The organism is Escherichia sp. UTM R2 (genome assembly GCF_048593455.1).
Lineage (GTDB): Bacteria > Pseudomonadota > Gammaproteobacteria > Enterobacterales > Enterobacteriaceae > Escherichia > Escherichia coli.
The window spans coordinates 2,844,498-2,863,679 of record NZ_JBFWDY010000002.1 but is presented as its reverse complement, the minus strand read 5'-3'; the positions used below and the strand labels follow the sequence as shown (position 1 = coordinate 2,863,679).

Below are 19,182 nucleotides of genomic sequence, written 5' to 3'. Positions count from 1 at the left end.
ATTTCAACAAATGCTGGTTTTTTGAATGCATAACGACAAAGATCTCTCTACGTGGCAGACATTCCGCCGACTGTGGCCAACCATTGCGCCTTTCAAAGCGGGTCTGATCGTGGCGGGCGTAGCGTTAATCCTCAACGCAGCCAGCGATACCTTCATGTTATCGCTCCTTAAGCCACTTCTTGATGATGGCTTTGGTAAAACAGATCGCTCCGTGCTGGTGTGGATGCCGCTGGTGGTGATCGGGCTGATGATTTTACGTGGTATCACCAGCTATGTCTCCAGCTACTGTATCTCCTGGGTATCAGGAAAGGTGGTAATGACCATGCGTCGCCGCCTGTTTGGTCACATGATGGGAATGCCAGTTTCATTCTTTGACAAACAGTCAACGGGTACGCTGTTGTCACGTATTACCTACGATTCCGAACAGGTTGCTTCTTCTTCTTCCGGCGCACTGATTACTGTTGTGCGTGAAGGTGCGTCGATCATCGGCCTGTTCATCATGATGTTCTATTACAGTTGGCAACTGTCGATCATTTTGATTGTGCTGGCACCGATTGTTTCGATTGCGATTCGCGTTGTATCGAAGCGTTTTCGCAACATCAGTAAAAACATGCAGAACACCATGGGGCAGGTGACCACCAGCGCAGAACAAATGCTGAAGGGCCACAAAGAAGTATTGATTTTCGGTGGTCAGGAAGTGGAAACGAAACGCTTTGATAAAGTCAGCAACCGAATGCGTCTTCAGGGGATGAAAATGGTTTCAGCCTCTTCCATCTCTGATCCGATCATTCAGCTGATCGCCTCTTTGGCGCTGGCGTTTGTTCTGTATGCGGCGAGCTTCCCAAGTGTCATGGATAGCCTGACTGCCGGTACGATTACCGTTGTTTTCTCTTCAATGATTGCACTGATGCGTCCGCTGAAATCGCTGACCAACGTTAACGCCCAGTTCCAGCGCGGTATGGCGGCTTGTCAGACGCTGTTTACCATTCTGGACAGTGAGCAGGAGAAAGATGAAGGTAAGCGCGTGATCGAGCGTGCGACTGGCGACGTGGAATTCCGCAATGTCACCTTTACTTATCCGGGACGTGACGTACCTGCATTGCGTAACATCAACCTGAAAATTCCGGCAGGGAAGACGGTTGCTCTGGTTGGACGCTCTGGTTCGGGTAAATCAACCATCGCCAGCCTGATCACGCGTTTTTACGATATTGATGAAGGCGAAATCCTGATGGATGGTCACGATCTGCGCGAGTATACCCTGGCGTCGTTACGTAACCAGGTTGCTCTGGTGTCGCAGAATGTCCATCTGTTTAACGATACGGTTGCTAACAACATTGCTTACGCACGGACTGAACAGTACAGCCGTGAGCAAATTGAAGAAGCGGCGCGTATGGCCTACGCCATGGACTTCATCAATAAGATGGATAACGGTCTCGATACAGTGATTGGTGAAAACGGCGTGCTGCTCTCTGGCGGTCAGCGTCAGCGTATTGCTATCGCTCGAGCCTTGTTGCGTGATAGCCCGATTCTGATTCTGGACGAAGCTACCTCGGCTCTGGATACCGAATCCGAACGTGCGATTCAGGCGGCACTGGATGAGTTGCAGAAAAACCGTACCTCTCTGGTGATTGCCCACCGCTTGTCTACCATTGAAAAGGCAGACGAAATCGTGGTCGTCGAGGATGGTGTCATTGTGGAACGCGGTACGCATAACGATTTGCTTGAGCACCGCGGCGTTTACGCGCAACTTCACAAAATGCAGTTTGGCCAATGATCGAAAAAATCTGGTCTGGTGAATCCCCTTTGTGGCGGCTATTGCTGCCACTCTCCTGGTTGTATGGCCTGGTGAGTGGCGCGATCCGTCTTTGCTATAAACTAAAACTGAAGCGCGCCTGGCGTGCCCCCGTACCGGTTGTCGTGGTTGGTAATCTCACCGCAGGCGGCAACGGAAAAACCCCGGTCGTTGTCTGGCTGGTGGAACAGTTGCAACAGCGCGGTATTCGCGTGGGGGTCGTATCGCGGGGATATGGTGGTAAGGCTGAATCTTATCCGCTGTTATTGTCGGCAGATACCACAACAGCACAGGCGGGTGATGAACCTGTGTTGATTTATCAACGCACTGATGCGCCTGTTGCGGTTTCTCCCGTTCGTTCTGATGCGGTAAAAGCCATTCTGGCGCAACACCCTGATGTGCAGATCATCGTAACCGACGACGGTTTACAGCATTACCGTCTGGCGCGTGATGTGGAAATTGTCGTTATTGATGGTGTGCGTCGCTTTGGCAATGGCTGGTGGTTGCCGGCGGGGCCAATGCGTGAGCGAGCGGGGCGCTTAAAGTCGGTTGATGCGGTAATCGTCAACGGCGGTGTCCCTCGCAGCGGTGAAATCCCCATGCATCTGCTGCCGGGTCAGGCGGTGAATTTACGTACCGGTACGCGTTGTGACGTTGCTCAGCTTGAACATGTAGTGGCGATGGCGGGGATTGGGCATCCGCCGCGCTTTTTTGCCACGCTGAAGATGTGTGGCGTACAACCGGAAAAATGTGTACCGCTGGCCGATCATCAGTCTTTGAACCATGCGGATGTCAGTGCGTTGGTAAGCGCCGGGCAAACGCTGGTAATGACTGAAAAAGATGCGGTGAAATGCCGGGCCTTTGCAGAAGAAAATTGGTGGTATTTGCCTGTAGACGCACAGCTTTCAGGTGATGAACCAGCGAAACTGCTTACGCAACTAACCTTGCTGGCTTCTGGCAACTAGTTACGCCGCGGCAGCGTTCGATTGATGGAGTCATGAATGTCGCTGCCGCACCTCTCCCTTGCTGATGCGCGTAATCTTCACCTTGCCGCACAAGGCCTGTTAAACAAACCCCGCCGTCGAGCGTCGTTGGAGGATATTCCGGCAACGATCTCCCGCATGTCCTTGCTGCAAATCGATACCATCAATATTGTTGCCCGTAGTCCATATCTGGTGCTTTTCAGTCGTCTGGGAAATTATCCTGCCCAGTGGCTGGATGAGTCTCTGGCGCGTGGCGAATTAATGGAATACTGGGCGCATGAAGCCTGCTTTATGCCGCGTAGCGACTTTCGTCTTATTCGCCACCGCATGCTGGCACCTGAAAAAATGGGCTGGAAATACAAAGACGCCTGGATGCAGGAACATGAGGCGGAAATTGCACAGTTAATTCAGCATATTCATGATAAGGGGCCGGTACGTTCAGCCGATTTTGAGCATCCTCGTAAAGGTGCAAGCGGCTGGTGGGAATGGAAGCCGCATAAACGGCATCTGGAAGGTTTATTTACTGCCGGAAAGGTGATGGTGATTGAACGGCGCAACTTCCAGCGCGTTTATGATTTAACCCACCGTGTCATGCCTGACTGGGATGATGAGCGCGATCTCGTTTCGCAAACAGAAGCAGAAATCATCATGCTGGATAACAGTGCGCGTAGCCTGGGAATATTCCGCGAACAGTGGCTGGCAGATTACTATCGGCTGAAACGTCCGGCACTGGCGGCGTGGCGCGAAGCGAGGGCTGAACAGCAGCAAATCATTGCTGTGCATGTTGAAAAATTGGGCAATCTTTGGCTGCATGATGATTTGCTGCCGCTACTCGAGCGAGCGCTGGCCGGAAAGCTCACTGCAACGCACAGCGCGGTACTTTCGCCTTTTGATCCTGTTGTCTGGGATCGCAAACGCGCAGAGCAGCTTTTTGATTTTAGCTACCGGCTGGAGTGCTATACCCCAGCGCCGAAACGCCAGTATGGCTATTTTGTTCTGCCGTTATTACATCGTGGGCAATTAGTTGGGCGAATGGATGCCAAAATGCATCGCCAGACAGGCATCCTTGAAGTTATCTCTCTGTGGTTACAGGAAGGTATTAAACCAACGACAACGCTGCAAAAAGGGCTACGTCAGGCGATTACTGATTTCGCTAACTGGCAGCAGGCAACGCGGGTGACATTAGGATGCTGCCCGCAAGGCCTCTTTACTGATTGCCGCACCGGCTGGGAAATAGACCCCGTCGCATAAATGATTATGATAAGATTTATGCATTCATAACCCGATCCATCTGGAGGAACTATGGATCATCGTCTGCTTGAAATCATTGCCTGCCCGGTTTGCAACGGAAAACTTTGGTATAACCAGGAAAAACAAGAGCTTATTTGCAAACTGGACAACCTCGCTTTCCCGCTGCGTGATGGCATTCCAGTGTTGCTGGAAACGGAAGCCCGCGTGCTGACTGCTGATGAGAGTAAATCATGAGTTTTGTGGTCATTATTCCCGCGCGCTACGCGTCCACGCGTCTGCCCGGTAAACCATTGGTTGATATTAACGGCAAACCCATGATTGTTCATGTTCTTGAACGCGCGCGTGAATCAGGTGCCGAGCGCATCATCGTGGCAACCGATCATGAGGATGTTGCCCGCGCCGTTGAAGCCGCTGGCGGTGAAGTATGTATGACGCGCGCCGATCATCAGTCAGGAACAGAACGTCTGGCGGAAGTTGTCGAAAAATGCGCATTCAGCGACGACACGGTGATCGTTAATGTGCAGGGTGATGAACCGATGATCCCTGCGACAATCATTCGTCAGGTTGCTGATAACCTCGCTCAGCGTCAGGTGGGTATGGCGACTCTGGCGGTGCCAATCCACAATGCGGAAGAAGCGTTTAACCCGAATGCGGTGAAAGTGGTTCTCGACGCTGAAGGGTATGCACTGTACTTCTCTCGCGCCACCATTCCTTGGGATCGTGATCGTTTTGCAGAAGGCCTTGAAACCGTTGGCGATAACTTCCTGCGTCATCTTGGTATTTATGGCTACCGTGCAGGCTTTATCCGTCGTTACGTCAACTGGCAGCCAAGTCCGTTAGAACACATCGAAATGTTAGAGCAGCTTCGTGTTCTGTGGTACGGCGAAAAAATCCATGTTGCTGTTGCTCAGGAAGTTCCTGGCACAGGTGTGGATACCCCTGAAGATCTTGAGCGCGTTCGCGCTGAAATGCGCTAATTTCACTTCACGACACTTCAGCCAATTTTGGGAGGAGTGTCGTACCGTTACGATTTTCCTCAATTTTTCTTTTCAACAATTGATCTCATTCAGGTGACATCTTTTATATTGGCGCTCATTATGAAAGCAGTAGCTTTTATGAGGGTAATCTGAATGGAACAGCTGCGTGCCGAATTAAGCCATTTACTGGGCGAAAAACTCAGTCGTATTGAGTGCGTCAATGAAAAAGCGGATACGGCGTTGTGGGCTTTGTATGACAGCCAGGGAAACCCAATGCCGTTAATGGCAAGAAGCTTTAGTACGCCCGGAAAAGCCCGACAACTGGCATGGAAAACCACCATGCTGGCAAGAAGTGGGACTGTCCGTATGCCGACTATTTATGGTGTGATGACGCATGAAGAACACCCCGGCCCCGATGTCCTGCTACTGGAGCGGATGCGTGGTGTTTCGGTGGAGGCACCAGCCCGAACACCAGAACGCTGGGAACAACTCAAAGACCAAATCGTTGAAGCCTTACTGGCCTGGCACCGTCAGGACAGTCGCGGTTGCGTCGGCGCGGTCGACAATACTCAGGAAAATTTCTGGCCCTCATGGTACCGGCAACATGTTGAAGTGCTATGGACCACGCTCAATCAGTTCAATAACACCGGTCTGACGATGCAGGATAAGCGGATCCTGTTTCGCACTCGCGAATGTCTCCCGGCATTATTTGAAGGCTTTAACGACAATTGTGTGCTGATTCACGGTAACTTCTGTTTACGCAGCATGTTGAAAGATTCGCGCAGCGATCAGTTACTGGCGATGGTCGGGCCGGGACTAATGCTTTGGGCACCGCGAGAATACGAACTGTTCCGACTAATGGATAATTCTCTGGCGGAAGATTTGCTCTGGAGTTACCTGCAACGCGCGCCAGTGGCGGAGTCGTTCATCTGGCGGCGTTGGTTGTATGTGTTATGGGATGAAGTTGCGCAACTGGTTAATACCGGACGATTTAGTCGGCGCAACTTCGATCTGGCATCAAAATCACTCTTGCCGTGGCTCGCCTGACGAACCTTTTAGCCACTGCCAGATACGGCCAAGCGTTTCATAGCCAACACGATCGCTATGCATCAACCAGACCGGAGAAGGGATTGCCCGTTCCCACGGGTTAAGCGGCGAGTCGATGGCCAACTGATTCGCCGGGGCTGGTAGCGGATTTAACCCTTCCTGCTGAAAAAAGATCATCGCCCGCGGCAGATGTGATGCGGAGGTCACCAGCAGGAAAGGGGCGTCACCAATCGCCTGTTTCACTGCTGCAGCTTCTTCTTCGGTATCTTTTGGCAAATCCAGGGTGATAATTTGCTCGCGCGGCACGCCCAGCGATTGCGCAACTCTGGCACCTACTTCCGCTGTACTCACCGTATTGGTTTTTGCTACGCCTCCCGTGAAGATCAGTTTTGATCCCGGATTTTCGCGCCATAAGCGAATACCTTCATTCAGGCGTGGCAGACTGTTATTGATTAAATTAGAGCTCGGTGCCCACTGCGGGTTCCAGGTATAACCACCTCCGAGCACCACGATATAGTCCACTTTTTGCGAATTATTCCATGTCGGATAGGTGCTTTCGATGGGACGCAGCAGGCGGTCGGCTACCGGTTGCAAACTCAATAACAAGAGCGCCAGCCACCCAATGCTAATAAAAATCTTCCCGGTTTTTTGAAAACGGCTAAACCACAGCAGCGCCAGGCCAGCGCCAATAATCAACAACATCAGCGGAAGTGGCAGCAACATATTGCCAATCACTTTTTTCAGTGTAAAAAGCATCCTTTCTGGTTCCTTTTTTAACCATATAGCAAGGGATCGCCAGCGATATTACACCAGACGGGTTCATTCTCGCCGTGGCTGTGACAAAATAGCGTCTTTATCAGAAAACGTCTTAGCCAACCGGTGGAGAAAGCAATGCAGGATCGCAATTTTGATGATATTGCGGAAAAGTTTTCCCGTAACATTTACGGCACCACCAAAGGGCAGCTTCGACAGGCTATTCTGTGGCAGGATCTCGATCGCGTGCTGGCGGAAATGGGCCCGCAAAAACTGCGTGTGCTGGATGCTGGCGGTGGAGAAGGGCAGACCGCAATCAAAATGGCCGAGCGTGGGCATCAGGTCATTTTATGCGATCTTTCTGCGCAGATGATCGACCGCGCAAAACAGGCGGCAGAAGCAAAAGGTGTGAGCGACAACATGCAATTTATACATTGCGCCGCTCAGGATGTTGCTTCGCATTTGGAAACGCCCGTTGATCTGATATTGTTCCATGCGGTGCTCGAGTGGGTGGCCGATCCCCGCAGTGTATTGCAGACCCTGTGGTCAGTGTTGCGTCCAGGCGGCGTGTTGTCGTTAATGTTCTACAATGCGCATGGTTTGTTGATGCATAACATGGTCGCCGGGAATTTTGATTACGTGCAGGCGGGAATGCCGAAAAAGAAAAAACGGACGCTTTCGCCAGATTATCCACGCGACCCGGCGCAGGTTTATCTGTGGCTGGAAGAAGCTGGTTGGCAAATTATGGGTAAGACAGGCGTTCGCGTGTTTCATGATTATCTGCGCGAGAAACACCAGCAGCGCGACTGCTATGAAGCATTACTTGAATTAGAAACGCGTTATTGCCGTCAGGAACCGTATATTACCCTGGGGCGTTATATTCATGTCACCGCGCGCAAACCGCAGAGCAAGGATAAAGTATGAGTGAATTTTCCCAGACAGTCCCCGAACTGGTTGCCTGGGCCAGAAAAAATGACTTCTCCATCTCGCTGCCGGTAGACCGACTCTCTTTTCTGCTGGCGGTTGCCACGCTGAACGGCGAGCGTCTGGATGGTGAGATGAGTGAAGGCGAGCTGGTGGATGCATTCCGCCATGTGAGTGATGCGTTTGAGCAAACCAGCGAAACCATCGGCGTGCGCGCCAATAACGCGATCAACGACATGGTGCGTCAACGTCTGCTGAACCGCTTTACCAGCGAGCAGGCGGAAGGGAACGCAATTTACCGTCTGACGCCGCTCGGCATCGGCATTACTGACTACTACATCCGTCAGCGCGAGTTTTCTACGCTGCGTCTTTCTATGCAGTTGTCGATTGTGGCGGGTGAGCTCAAACGCGCAGCAGATGCCGCCGAAGAGGGCGGTGATGAATTTCACTGGCACCGTAATGTCTATGCGCCACTGAAATATTCGGTAGCAGAAATTTTCGACAGTATCGACCTGACGCAACGTCTGATGGACGAACAGCAGCAGCAGGTGAAGGACGATATCGCCCAGTTGCTGAACAAAGACTGGCGGGCGGCGATTTCCAGCTGTGAATTGTTGCTTTCGGAAACTTCCGGAACGCTGCGTGAATTGCAGGATACGCTGGAAGCGGCAGGCGACAAATTGCAGGCTAATCTGTTGCGCATTCAGGATGCGACGATGACCCATGACGATCTGCATTTCGTCGATCGTCTGGTGTTCGATCTGCAGAGCAAACTCGATCGTATTATCAGTTGGGGCCAGCAATCCATCGACTTGTGGATTGGCTACGACCGCCACGTACACAAATTTATTCGTACCGCGATCGATATGGATAAAAACCGCGTCTTTGCTCAGCGGTTACGTCAGTCGGTACAAACCTATTTTGATGAGCCGTGGGCGCTAACTTATGCCAATGCCGATCGTCTGCTGGATATGCGTGACGAAGAGATGGCACTGCGCGATGAAGAAGTGACTGGGGAACTTCCTGAGGATCTGGAATACGAAGAGTTTAACGAGATCCGCGAACAGCTGGCGGCGATCATCGAAGAACAACTTGCCGTGTACAAAACCAGACAAGTGCCGCTGGATCTTGGTCTGGTGGTACGCGAATATCTGTCACAGTATCCGCGTGCACGTCACTTTGACGTTGCGCGTATTGTTATTGATCAGGCGGTACGTCTTGGCGTAGCGCAAGCAGATTTCACCGGACTGCCAGCGAAATGGCAGCCGATTAATGATTACGGAGCCAAGGTACAGGCGCATGTCATCGACAAATATTGAACAAGTGATGCCGGTTAAGCTGGCGCAGGCGCTGGCGAATCCGTTATTTCCGGCGCTGGACAGCGCCTTACGTTCAGGCCGCCATATTGGCCTCGACGAACTGGATAATCATGCATTCCTGATGGATTTTCAGGAATATCTGGAAGAGTTTTACGCGCGTTATAACGTTGAGCTTATTCGCGCACCGGAAGGGTTCTTCTATTTACGCCCACGTTCCACCACTCTTATCCCGCGTTCCGTCTTGTCGGAACTGGATATGATGGTCGGGAAAATCCTCTGTTATCTCTATCTCAGCCCGGAACGGCTGGCGAATGAGGGGATTTTCACCCAGCAGGAACTGTACGACGAACTGCTCACCCTGGCCGATGAAGCAAAACTGCTGAAACTGGTGAACAACCGTTCAACCGGTTCAGACGTTGACCGTCAGAAGTTGCAGGAGAAAGTACGTTCTTCGCTCAACCGTCTGCGTCGTTTAGGCATGGTGTGGTTTATGGGCCACGACAGCAGCAAGTTTCGCATTACCGAATCGGTGTTCCGCTTCGGAGCCGATGTGCGTGCTGGCGACGATCCCCGTGAAGCACAGCGTCGCCTGATTCGTGATGGCGAAGCAATGCCGATTGAAAATCATCTGCAACTCAACGATGAAACCGAAGAGAATCAGCCAGATAGCGGAGAGGAAGAATAATGATTGAACGCGGTAAATTTCGCTCACTGACGCTGATTAACTGGAACGGCTTTTTTGCCCGAACTTTTGACCTTGACGAGCTGGTCACGACGCTTTCTGGCGGTAACGGGGCGGGTAAATCCACCACCATGGCGGCGTTCGTTACGGCGCTGATCCCCGACCTGACCCTGCTGCATTTCCGTAACACTACGGAAGCCGGGGCCACCAGCGGTTCGCGCGATAAAGGTCTGCACGGTAAGCTGAAAGCGGGTGTCTGTTATTCGATGCTCGACACCATTAACTCGCGCCACCAGCGCGTGGTGGTCGGTGTGCGTCTGCAACAGGTTGCCGGACGCGATCGTAAAGTGGATATCAAACCATTTGCCATTCAGGGACTGCCGATGTCGGTGCAGCCGACACAGCTGGTGACCGAAACCCTGAACGAACGCCAGGCGCGCGTGCTGCCGCTTAACGAGCTGAAAGACAAGCTCGAGGCGATGGAAGGCGTGCAGTTTAAACAGTTCAACTCCATTACCGATTACCACTCGCTGATGTTCGATCTGGGCATCATCGCGCGTCGTCTGCGCTCCGCATCTGACCGTAGCAAATTCTATCGTCTGATCGAAGCTTCGCTGTATGGCGGGATCTCCAGTGCCATTACCCGTTCTCTGCGCGACTACCTGTTGCCGGAAAACAGCGGCGTGCGTAAAGCGTTCCAGGACATGGAAGCGGCGCTGCGTGAAAACCGCATGACGCTGGAAGCGATTCGTGTCACCCAGTCGGACCGTGACCTGTTTAAGCATCTGATCAGCGAAGCTACCAACTACGTGGCGGCGGACTACATGCGTCACGCCAACGAGCGCCGTGTCCATCTCGACAAAGCCCTGGAGTTTCGTCGCGAGTTACATACTTCGCGTCAGCAACTGGCGGCTGAGCAGTACAAACACGTCGATATGGCGCGTGAGCTGGCAGAGCACAACGGTGCCGAAGGCGATCTGGAAGCGGATTATCAGGCGGCCAGCGATCACCTGAACCTGGTGCAAACCGCACTGCGTCAGCAGGAGAAGATCGAACGCTACGAAGCGGATCTCGATGAGCTGCAGATCCGTCTGGAAGAGCAAAACGAAGTGGTGGCAGAAGCCATCGAACGCCAGGAAGAGAACGAGGCTCGCGCGGAAGCTGCCGAACTGGAAGTGGACGAGCTGAAAAGCCAGCTTGCTGACTACCAGCAGGCGCTGGACGTCCAGCAAACGCGCGCGATCCAGTATAACCAGGCGATTGCTGCACTTAATCGTGCCAAAGAACTGTGTCATCTGCCGGACTTAACCGCCGACAGCGCCGCCGAATGGCTGGAAACCTTCCAGGCGAAAGAGCTGGAAGCGACTGAAAAAATGCTCTCTCTTGAGCAGAAAATGAGCATGGCGCAAACCGCGCACAGCCAGTTTGAGCAGGCTTATCAGCTGGTGGTGGCAATCAACGGCCCACTGGCGCGTAACGAGGCGTGGGATGTCGCTCGCGAACTATTGCGCGAAGGGGTCGATCAGCGTCACCTGGCAGAGCAGGTTCAGCCGCTGCGGATGCGATTAAGCGAACTGGAACAGCGTCTACGCGAGCAGCAAGAAGCTGAGCGTCTGCTGGCAGATTTCTGCAAACGTCAGGGCAAGAATTTTGATATCGACGAACTGGAAGCCCTGCATCAGGAACTGGAAGCACGCATTGCCTCTCTTTCCGATAGCGTGTCTAACGCCCGTGAAGAGCGCATGGCACTGCGCCAGGAGCAGGAACAGCTGCAGTCTCGCATTCAGAGTTTGATGCAGCGTGCGCCGGTTTGGCTGGCAGCGCAAAACAGTCTCAACCAGTTGAGCGAACAGTGCGGCGAAGAGTTTACCTCCAGCCAGGACGTCACCGAATATCTGCAACAGTTGCTGGAGCGTGAGCGAGAGGCGATTGTTGAACGCGATGAAGTGGGCGCGCGCAAAAACGCCGTCGATGAAGAGATCGAACGTTTAAGCCAGCCTGGCGGCTCTGAAGATCAGCGTCTGAACGCGCTGGCGGAGCGTTTTGGTGGTGTGCTGCTGTCAGAAATTTATGACGACGTTAGCCTGGAAGATGCGCCGTACTTCTCAGCGCTGTATGGCCCGTCACGCCACGCCATCGTGGTGCCAGATCTGTCACAGGTAACTGAACACCTGGAAGGCTTGACCGATTGCCCGGAAGATCTCTATCTGATCGAAGGAGATCCGCAGTCATTCGATGACAGCGTGTTCAGCGTTGATGAGCTGGAAAAAGCGGTAGTGGTGAAAATCGCCGATCGTCAGTGGCGTTATTCACGTTTCCCGGAAGTGCCGCTGTTTGGTCGTGCTGCGCGTGAAAGCCGTATTGAAAGCCTCCATGCCGAGCGTGAAGTGCTTTCCGAACGCTTCGCCACGCTCTCCTTTGATGTACAGAAAACTCAGCGTCTGCATCAGGCGTTCAGCCGCTTTATCGGCAGTCATCTGGCGGTTGCGTTTGAGTCTGACCCGGAAGCAGAAATCCGTCAACTGAACAGCCGTCGCGTCGAACTGGAGCGGGCGTTAAGTAATCATGAAAATGATAACCAGCAGCAGCGTATTCAGTTTGAGCAGGCGAAAGAGGGCGTTACGGCGCTGAACCGCATTCTGCCGCGTCTCAACCTGTTGGCTGATGACAGCCTGGCGGATCGCGTCGATGAAATCCGCGAACGTCTGGATGAAGCCCAGGAAGCCGCGCGTTTTGTTCAGCAGTTTGGCAATCAACTGGCGAAACTGGAACCGATTGTTTCGGTATTGCAGAGCGACCCGGAACAGTTCGAACAGTTAAAAGAAGATTACGCGTACTCTCAGCAGATGCAGCGCGATGCCCGTCAGCAGGCGTTTGCCCTGACGGAAGTGGTGCAGCGTCGTGCGCACTTTAGCTATTCTGACTCGGCAGAAATGCTTAGCGGTAACAGCGATCTCAACGAAAAACTGCGTGAACGTCTGGAACAGGCGGAAGCGGAGCGTACCCGCGCTCGCGAAGCGTTGCGCGGTCACGCAGCGCAGTTGAGTCAGTACAACCAGGTGCTGGCTTCGCTGAAAAGTTCTTACGACACCAAAAAAGAGCTACTCAACGATCTGCAACGTGAATTGCAGGATATCGGCGTGCGTGCTGATAGCGGGGCAGAAGAGCGGGCGCGTATTCGCCGTGACGAGCTGCATGCGCAACTGAGCAATAACCGTTCACGCCGCAATCAACTGGAAAAAGCGCTTACCTTCTGCGAAGCGGAGATGGACAACCTGACCCGCAAACTGCGCAAGCTGGAGCGGGATTACTTTGAGATGCGCGAGCAGGTAGTGACCGCCAAAGCGGGCTGGTGTGCGGTGATGCGCATGGTGAAAGATAACGGCGTTGAGCGCCGCTTACACCGTCGTGAGCTGGCTTATCTCTCCGCTGATGATTTGCGTTCCATGTCGGATAAGGCGTTAGGTGCGCTGCGTCTGGCGGTGGCGGATAACGAACATCTGCGCGACGTGCTGCGCATGTCGGAAGATCCGAAACGTCCGGAGCGTAAAATTCAGTTCTTCGTGGCGGTTTATCAGCATCTGCGTGAACGTATTCGTCAGGATATTATTCGTACCGATGATCCGGTGGAAGCTATCGAACAGATGGAGATTGAACTTAGCCGTCTGACCGAAGAATTAACCTCCCGTGAACAGAAACTGGCGATCAGTTCCCGCAGCGTGGCGAACATCATTCGCAAAACCATTCAGCGCGAGCAGAACCGTATCCGTATGCTCAACCAGGGGTTGCAGAACGTATCGTTTGGTCAGGTGAACAGCGTGCGTCTCAACGTGAACGTGCGTGAAACGCACGCCATGCTACTGGATGTGCTCTCTGAACAGCACGAGCAGCATCAGGATCTGTTTAACAGCAACCGTTTGACCTTCTCGGAAGCGCTGGCGAAACTGTATCAACGTCTTAACCCGCAGATTGATATGGGGCAGCGCACGCCGCAGACCATCGGTGAAGAACTGCTGGATTACCGCAACTATCTGGAAATGGAAGTTGAGGTTAACCGTGGTTCCGATGGCTGGCTGCGCGCAGAGTCTGGTGCATTGTCGACCGGTGAGGCGATTGGTACCGGTATGTCGATTCTGGTGATGGTGGTACAAAGCTGGGAAGATGAATCTCGCCGCCTGCGCGGTAAAGATATCTCTCCTTGCCGCCTGCTGTTCCTCGATGAAGCAGCGCGACTGGATGCTCGTTCTATCGCCACGCTGTTTGAATTGTGTGAGCGTTTGCAAATGCAACTCATCATCGCAGCGCCGGAAAATATCAGCCCGGAGAAAGGCACCACCTATAAACTGGTGCGTAAAGTCTTCCAGAATACCGAACACGTTCATGTCGTCGGCCTGCGAGGATTTGCGCCGCAACTCCCTGAAACGCTTCCAGGAACTGACGAAGCGCCTTCTCAGGCGAGTTAAAATTAAGGCGGCAGCAATGCCGCCTTTTCTTTTTCCGAAAACTCCGTTTCTGCACTAAAAAAGTGGCACATTACGGCGCGCTTTTCTTTAAACTTCTTTACATTAGGTTATGTAAAAACGTATCGGCGTTTATATACTGAAGATAAGCCTGATGAGTAACAGGCTTGCTCGTCATACTTTCGTGAGTATTGGCGTTGTACAGGCAAGTCGTAAAATAACAGCCTGGCTATTCAGAGTATGATAAAAACAGGGGGCAAGGGATGTTGCTTAATATGATGTGTGGTCGTCGGCTGTCGGCAATCAGTTTGTGCCTGGCCGTAACATTCGCTCCACTGTTCAATGCGCAGGCCGATGAGCCTGAAGTAATCCCTGGCGACAGCCCGGTGGCTGTCAGTGAACAGGGCGAGGCACTGCCGCAGGCGCAAGCCACGGCAATAATGGCGGGGATCCAGCCATTGCCTGAAGGTGCGGCAGAAAAAGCCCGCACGCAAATCGAATCTCAATTACCCGCAGGTTACAAGCCGGTTTATCTTAACCAGCTTCAACTGTTGTATGCCGCACGCGATATGCAACCCATGTGGGAAAACCGTGATGCTGTTAAAGCCTTCCAGCAACAGCTGGCAGAGGTGGCGATTGCCGGTTTCCAGCCGCAGTTTAATAAATGGGTAGAGTTACTGACCGATCCTGGTGTTAACGGGATGGCACGCGACGTGGTGCTCTCTGATGCGATGATGGGCTATCTCCATTTCATTGCAAATATTCCGGTCAAAGGCACTCGCTGGCTATATAGCAGTAAACCTTATGCACTTGCAACGCCGCCGCTCTCGGTGATTAACCAATGGCAGCTGGCGCTGGATAAAGGTCAATTGCCTACGTTTGTTGCAGGACTGGCACCGCAGCATCCGCAATATGCGGCGATGCATGAATCGTTACTGGCCTTACTCTGTGACACCAAACCGTGGCCCCAACTGACCGGCAAAGCAACGTTGCGCCCAGGGCAGTGGAGTAACGACGTACCGGCGTTGCGCGAAATATTGCAACGCACAGGCATGTTGGACGGGGGGCCGAAAATTACTCTACCTGGCGATGACACGCCAACTGACGCGGTAGTCAGCCCATCCGCTGTTACTGTTGAAACAGCAGAAACTAAGCCGATGGATAAGCAAACGACGTCTCGTAGTAAACCTGCGCCTGCCGTTCGCGCCGCCTACGATAATGAACTGGTGGAAGCCGTTAAACGTTTTCAGGCATGGCAAGGATTGGGGGCAGATGGTGCTATTGGCCCGGCAACACGTGACTGGTTAAACGTAACGCCCGCCCAGCGTGCTGGCGTGTTGGCTCTCAACATCCAGCGATTGCGCTTGCTGCCAACAGAGCTTTCTACCGGGATCATGGTTAACATTCCGGCCTATTCGCTGGTCTACTATCAGAACGGCAATCAGGTGCTGGATTCGCGAGTCATTGTCGGTCGCCCCGATCGCAAAACGCCGATGATGAGCAGTGCCCTTAACAACGTAGTGGTAAACCCGCCGTGGAACGTACCTCCAACTCTGGCACGCAAAGATATTCTGCCAAAAGTGCGCAACGATCCGGGATATCTCGAAAGCCATGGCTATACGGTGATGCGCGGCTGGAACAGCAGAGAAGCGATTGACCCATGGCAGGTTGACTGGTCTACAATCACGGCCTCGAATTTACCGTTCCGCTTCCAGCAGGCTCCAGGCCCACGGAACTCGCTGGGGCGCTATAAATTCAATATGCCGAGTTCAGAGGCCATTTATTTGCATGACACGCCGAACCACAATCTGTTCAAGCGTGATACACGCGCATTGAGCTCAGGCTGTGTACGAGTGAATAAAGCTTCCGATCTGGCGAATATGCTGTTGCAGGATGCAGGCTGGAATGACAAACGTATTTCTGATGCGCTGAAGCAGGGTGATACACGTTACGTCAATATTCGGCAGTCGATTCCGGTGAATATCTACTACCTGACGGCCTTTGTTGGTGCAGATGGTCGTACCCAGTATCGTACAGATATTTACAATTATGATCTGCCTGCGCGATCCAGCTCGCAAATCGTATCGAAAGCGGAACAATTAATCAGGTAAATGAAGTAGTTCGGGGAAATCAGTTGTCGTAATAATTAGCATGATTGGGGGCGATTCTCTGCAGCCCCCGTCACTGCTGGGGTTGAGTCATCTTGACGTCTGCTTTACGGGCGGTTAAGGTGCCTCTTGTGCGCCAGAAGTGCATATAAACGATAACATTGACCTGTAGACTTGATTATCATGGACAAATTCGACGCTAATCGCCGCAAATTGCTGGCGCTTGGTGGCGTTGCACTCGGTGCCGCCATCCTGCCGACCCCTGCGTTTGCAACACTCTCTACCCCACGCCCGCGCATTTTGACACTCAATAATCTTCATACCGGAGAGTCAATCAAAGCGGAGTTTTTCGATGGCAGAGGCTATATTCAGGAAGAATTGGCAAAACTTAACCATTTTTTCCGCGATTACCGCGCGAACAAAATAAAGTCCATCGACCCAGGATTATTCGACCAGTTGTATCGCCTGCAAGGGTTGTTAGGCACGCGCAAACCGGTGCAACTCATTTCCGGTTATCGTTCTATTGATACCAACAATGAACTACGCGCCCGCAGCCGTGGAGTAGCGAAGAAAAGCTATCACACTAAAGGCCAGGCGATGGATTTCCATATTGAAGGTATCGCGTTAAGCAATATTCGCAAAGCCGCGTTATCTATGCGCGCAGGTGGTGTAGGATATTACCCACGTAGTAACTTTGTGCATATTGATACCGGGCCAGCACGGCACTGGTAGCAATCGCTTAACGAAACAGGGGCAGTATGAACTATCGTATTATTCCGGTCACCGCATTCTCCCAGAACTGTTCATTAATCTGGTGTGAACAAACCCGTCTGGCCGCACTGGTCGATCCTGGCGGCGATGCGGAAAAAATCAAACAGGAAGTTGATGACAGCGGCCTGACACTGATGCAGATCCTGCTGACGCATGGTCATCTGGACCACGTTGGCGCAGCGGCGGAACTGGCGCAACATTACGGCGTGCCAGTTTTTGGCCCGGAAAAAGAAGATGAGTTCTGGCTGCAAGGCTTGCCTGCGCAAAGTCGTATGTTTGGTCTGGAAGAGTGCCAGCCGCTGACGCCAGATCGTTGGCTGAACGAAGGCGATACCATCAGCATAGGGAATGTGACTTTACAGGTGTTACATTGCCCTGGGCATACGCCGGGTCATGTAGTGTTTTTTGATGATCGGGCAAAGCTGCTGATTTCTGGCGATGTTATTTTCAAAGGCGGAGTAGGGCGCAGTGACTTCCCGCGTGGCGATCATAATCAACTGATTTCTTCAATCAAAGATAAATTGCTGCCACTGGGGGATGACGTGACATTTATTCCGGGTCACGGACCATTATCCACACTTGGTTATGAACGCCTGCATAATCCCTTCCTGCAAGACGAAATGCCCGTCTGGTAAGGCACATAAAAAAGCCCGCTTTTAATGCGGGCCTGGATTTCTGGCAAAGTGCGCTTTGTTTATGCCGGATGCGGCACGAGCGCCTTATCCGGCCTACAAAATCGTGCAAATTCAAAATATTGCAGGGGACGCGTAGGCCTGATAAGCGTAGCGCATCAGGCAATGTTACGTTTGTCATCAGTCTCAGCCCGCTTTTCAGCGGGCTTCATTGTTTTTAATGCTTACAGCACTGCCACAATCGCTTCGCACAGCGGAGCCATGTTATCTGGTGTCATCCCGGCCACATTTACGCGACCAGAAGCAACCGCATATACGCCAAACTCTTCGCGCAGACGCAGCACTTGTTCTTTTGTCAGGCCACTGAAGGAGAACATGCCGTTCTGTTTGATGATAAAGCTGAAGTCGCGGTTTGCGCCTTTTTCCTGCAGCGTATTGACGAACAACTGACGCATACGCTGAATACGCTGGCGCATATCAGTCAGCTCTTGTTCCCAAATCGCACGTAACGCATCGTTGCTCAGGATGGTGGCAACAACAGAAGCGCCGTGTGCTGGTGGGTTAGAGTAGTTAGCGCGAATCGCCGCTTTCATTTGGCTGAATGCGCGATCAACGGTTTCACTGTCGGCAGCAACCAGAGTACAAGCGCCAACACGCTCGTTGTACAGGCCAAAGTTTTTAGAGTAGGAACTGGCAACAATCAGCTCTTTATGCATAACCGCGAAAGCGCGCAGTCCTTCAGCATCTTCTTCCAGACCACGGGCAAAACCCTGGTAAGCGAAGTCAAACAGCGGTAACCAGCCTTTCTCAACGGAGAGTTGTGCCAGTGTCTGCCATTGTTCCAGCGTAGGGTCGATACCGGTTGGGTTATGGCAGCAGCCATGGAACAGCACTACGTCGCCAGCCTGAGCTTCATTCAGGCTGTTAATCAGTGCATCGAAGTCAAGAGTGTGATTTTCCGCATCATAATAAGCGTATTCACGAACTTCCAGACCTGCAGAGTTAAAGACGCTCTTATGGTTCGGCCAGCTTGGGTTGCTCACCCACACTCGCTTAACGCTGGTATTTTTTGCCAGGAAATCGGCAGCTACGCGTAGTGCGCCAGTGCCCCCCGGAGTCTGTGCCGTGCGAGCACGTTTGTCATTGATCAGGGCGCTACCTTTACCAAACAGCAGTTCCTGAGTGCAGCGACCAAATTCAGGGATGCCGTCAATGCCGAGGTAATTTTTGGTGGTTTCATTTTCGAGCAGATACTGTTCAGCCTTTTTCACGCTGGTCAGTACCGGGGTTTTGCCCGTCTCATCTTTATAGACACCAATCCCGAGGTTAATTTTGCCGGGACGTTCATCGGCACGAAACAGATCGGCCAGGCCCAGAATCGGGTCGGCAGGAGCGGCGGTAATGTTCTCAAACATGACGAGGTTCCATTATGGTTACAGAAGGGAAGTCCGCTATCAGGGTAACGGGAGATTTACAAAATTCC

General features: G+C 52.6%; 15 protein-coding genes. 13 read left to right on the top strand and 2 right to left on the bottom strand.

Annotated elements, in window-relative coordinates; all coding sequences use genetic code 11:
• Positions 1-25: 25 nt before the first annotated feature.
• From msbA to AB4H76_RS14705, 6 genes are all read left to right on the top strand, one after another.
• Positions 26-1,774, top strand: coding sequence for a lipid A ABC transporter ATP-binding protein/permease MsbA (gene msbA / locus AB4H76_RS14730; protein ID WP_000551270.1), 1,749 nt, complete (start codon positions 26-28; stop codon positions 1,772-1,774).
• Entirely contained in the window at positions 1,771-2,757 is a 987-nt protein-coding gene (gene lpxK, locus AB4H76_RS14725; RefSeq protein ID WP_000570539.1) for a tetraacyldisaccharide 4'-kinase, read from the top strand. Before msbA ends, lpxK begins: the two co-directional genes overlap by 4 nt.
• A gap of 36 nt (positions 2,758-2,793) precedes the next feature.
• Positions 2,794-4,026: a crosslink repair DNA glycosylase YcaQ gene (gene ycaQ, locus AB4H76_RS14720; RefSeq protein WP_000056538.1), complete on the top strand. Its 1,233-nt coding sequence runs from the start codon at positions 2,794-2,796 to the stop codon at positions 4,024-4,026.
• Positions 4,027-4,077: 51 nt separating this feature from the next.
• Positions 4,078-4,260 (top strand): protein YcaR, encoded by a 183-nt coding sequence (ycaR, locus tag AB4H76_RS14715; protein WP_000350058.1) that lies wholly within the window; start codon positions 4,078-4,080, stop codon positions 4,258-4,260.
• Positions 4,257-5,003 (top strand): 3-deoxy-manno-octulosonate cytidylyltransferase, encoded by a 747-nt coding sequence (gene kdsB / locus AB4H76_RS14710; RefSeq protein WP_000011603.1) that lies wholly within the window; start codon positions 4,257-4,259, stop codon positions 5,001-5,003. The genes ycaR and kdsB overlap by 4 nt, the downstream gene beginning before the upstream one ends.
• A 153-nt stretch (positions 5,004-5,156) precedes the next feature.
• On the top strand, positions 5,157-6,050 hold the full coding sequence (locus AB4H76_RS14705) for a YcbJ family phosphotransferase (RefSeq protein ID WP_000436922.1): 894 nt from the start codon (positions 5,157-5,159) through the stop codon (positions 6,048-6,050).
• On the opposite strand, the gene elyC is transcribed toward AB4H76_RS14705, so the two are convergent.
• Positions 6,027-6,806 (bottom strand): envelope biogenesis factor ElyC, encoded by a 780-nt coding sequence (gene elyC, locus AB4H76_RS14700; protein WP_000899600.1) that lies wholly within the window; start codon positions 6,804-6,806, stop codon positions 6,027-6,029. The genes AB4H76_RS14705 and elyC overlap by 24 nt on opposite strands.
• Before the next feature lie 135 nt (positions 6,807-6,941).
• On the opposite strand from elyC, the gene cmoM reads away from it, so the two are divergent.
• The 7 genes from cmoM (at position 6,942) to gloC (ending at position 17,702) form a co-directional block, all read left to right on the top strand.
• Complete coding sequence (gene cmoM / locus AB4H76_RS14695) at positions 6,942-7,727, top strand: tRNA uridine 5-oxyacetic acid(34) methyltransferase CmoM (protein ID WP_001298300.1); 786 nt, start codon at positions 6,942-6,944, stop codon at positions 7,725-7,727.
• Positions 7,724-9,046: a chromosome partition protein MukF gene (mukF, locus tag AB4H76_RS14690; protein WP_001288850.1), complete on the top strand. Its 1,323-nt coding sequence runs from the start codon at positions 7,724-7,726 to the stop codon at positions 9,044-9,046. The genes cmoM and mukF overlap by 4 nt, the downstream gene beginning before the upstream one ends.
• On the top strand, positions 9,027-9,731 hold the full coding sequence (gene mukE / locus AB4H76_RS14685; protein ID WP_001295347.1) for a chromosome partition protein MukE: 705 nt from the start codon (positions 9,027-9,029) through the stop codon (positions 9,729-9,731). Before mukF ends, mukE begins: the two co-directional genes overlap by 20 nt.
• A complete protein-coding gene (gene mukB, locus AB4H76_RS14680) occupies positions 9,731-14,191 on the top strand; it encodes a chromosome partition protein MukB (RefSeq protein ID WP_000572670.1) in 4,461 nt (1,486 codons plus the stop codon). The genes mukE and mukB overlap by 1 nt, the downstream gene beginning before the upstream one ends.
• A 260-nt stretch (positions 14,192-14,451) precedes the next feature.
• Positions 14,452-16,299, top strand: a complete 1,848-nt coding sequence (gene ldtD, locus AB4H76_RS14675; protein ID WP_420062600.1) for a L,D-transpeptidase — start codon at positions 14,452-14,454, stop codon at positions 16,297-16,299.
• Positions 16,300-16,479: 180 nt separating this feature from the next.
• Complete coding sequence (locus AB4H76_RS14670) at positions 16,480-17,028, top strand: YcbK family protein (protein WP_001295932.1); 549 nt, start codon at positions 16,480-16,482, stop codon at positions 17,026-17,028.
• A gap of 26 nt (positions 17,029-17,054) precedes the next feature.
• Positions 17,055-17,702, top strand: coding sequence for a hydroxyacylglutathione hydrolase GloC (gene gloC, locus AB4H76_RS14665; protein WP_001109487.1), 648 nt, complete (start codon positions 17,055-17,057; stop codon positions 17,700-17,702).
• Positions 17,703-17,923: 221 nt separating this feature from the next.
• On the opposite strand, the gene aspC is transcribed toward gloC, so the two are convergent.
• A complete protein-coding gene (gene aspC, locus AB4H76_RS14660; RefSeq protein ID WP_077492851.1) occupies positions 17,924-19,114 on the bottom strand; it encodes an aspartate transaminase in 1,191 nt (396 codons plus the stop codon).
• Positions 19,115-19,182 lie beyond the last annotated feature (68 nt).

Excerpts from the sequence above, each read along its gene's own strand:
- msbA (WP_000551270.1), top strand. The coding sequence starts at position 26 with ATGCATAACGACAAAGATCTCTCTACGTGGCAGACATTCCGCCGACTG.
- lpxK (WP_000570539.1), top strand. The coding sequence starts at position 1,771 with ATGATCGAAAAAATCTGGTCTGGTGAATCCCCTTTGTGGCGGCTATTG.
- ycaQ (WP_000056538.1), top strand. The coding sequence starts at position 2,794 with ATGTCGCTGCCGCACCTCTCCCTTGCTGATGCGCGTAATCTTCACCTT.
- ycaR (WP_000350058.1), top strand. The coding sequence starts at position 4,078 with ATGGATCATCGTCTGCTTGAAATCATTGCCTGCCCGGTTTGCAACGGA.
- kdsB (WP_000011603.1), top strand. The coding sequence starts at position 4,257 with ATGAGTTTTGTGGTCATTATTCCCGCGCGCTACGCGTCCACGCGTCTG.
- AB4H76_RS14705 (WP_000436922.1), top strand. The coding sequence starts at position 5,157 with ATGGAACAGCTGCGTGCCGAATTAAGCCATTTACTGGGCGAAAAACTC.
- elyC (WP_000899600.1), bottom strand. The coding sequence starts at position 6,806 with ATGCTTTTTACACTGAAAAAAGTGATTGGCAATATGTTGCTGCCACTT.
- cmoM (WP_001298300.1), top strand. The coding sequence starts at position 6,942 with ATGCAGGATCGCAATTTTGATGATATTGCGGAAAAGTTTTCCCGTAAC.
- mukF (WP_001288850.1), top strand. The coding sequence starts at position 7,724 with ATGAGTGAATTTTCCCAGACAGTCCCCGAACTGGTTGCCTGGGCCAGA.
- mukE (WP_001295347.1), top strand. The coding sequence starts at position 9,027 with ATGTCATCGACAAATATTGAACAAGTGATGCCGGTTAAGCTGGCGCAG.
- mukB (WP_000572670.1), top strand. The coding sequence starts at position 9,731 with ATGATTGAACGCGGTAAATTTCGCTCACTGACGCTGATTAACTGGAAC.
- ldtD (WP_420062600.1), top strand. The coding sequence starts at position 14,452 with ATGTTGCTTAATATGATGTGTGGTCGTCGGCTGTCGGCAATCAGTTTG.
- AB4H76_RS14670 (WP_001295932.1), top strand. The coding sequence starts at position 16,480 with ATGGACAAATTCGACGCTAATCGCCGCAAATTGCTGGCGCTTGGTGGC.
- gloC (WP_001109487.1), top strand. The coding sequence starts at position 17,055 with ATGAACTATCGTATTATTCCGGTCACCGCATTCTCCCAGAACTGTTCA.
- aspC (WP_077492851.1), bottom strand. The coding sequence starts at position 19,114 with ATGTTTGAGAACATTACCGCCGCTCCTGCCGACCCGATTCTGGGCCTG.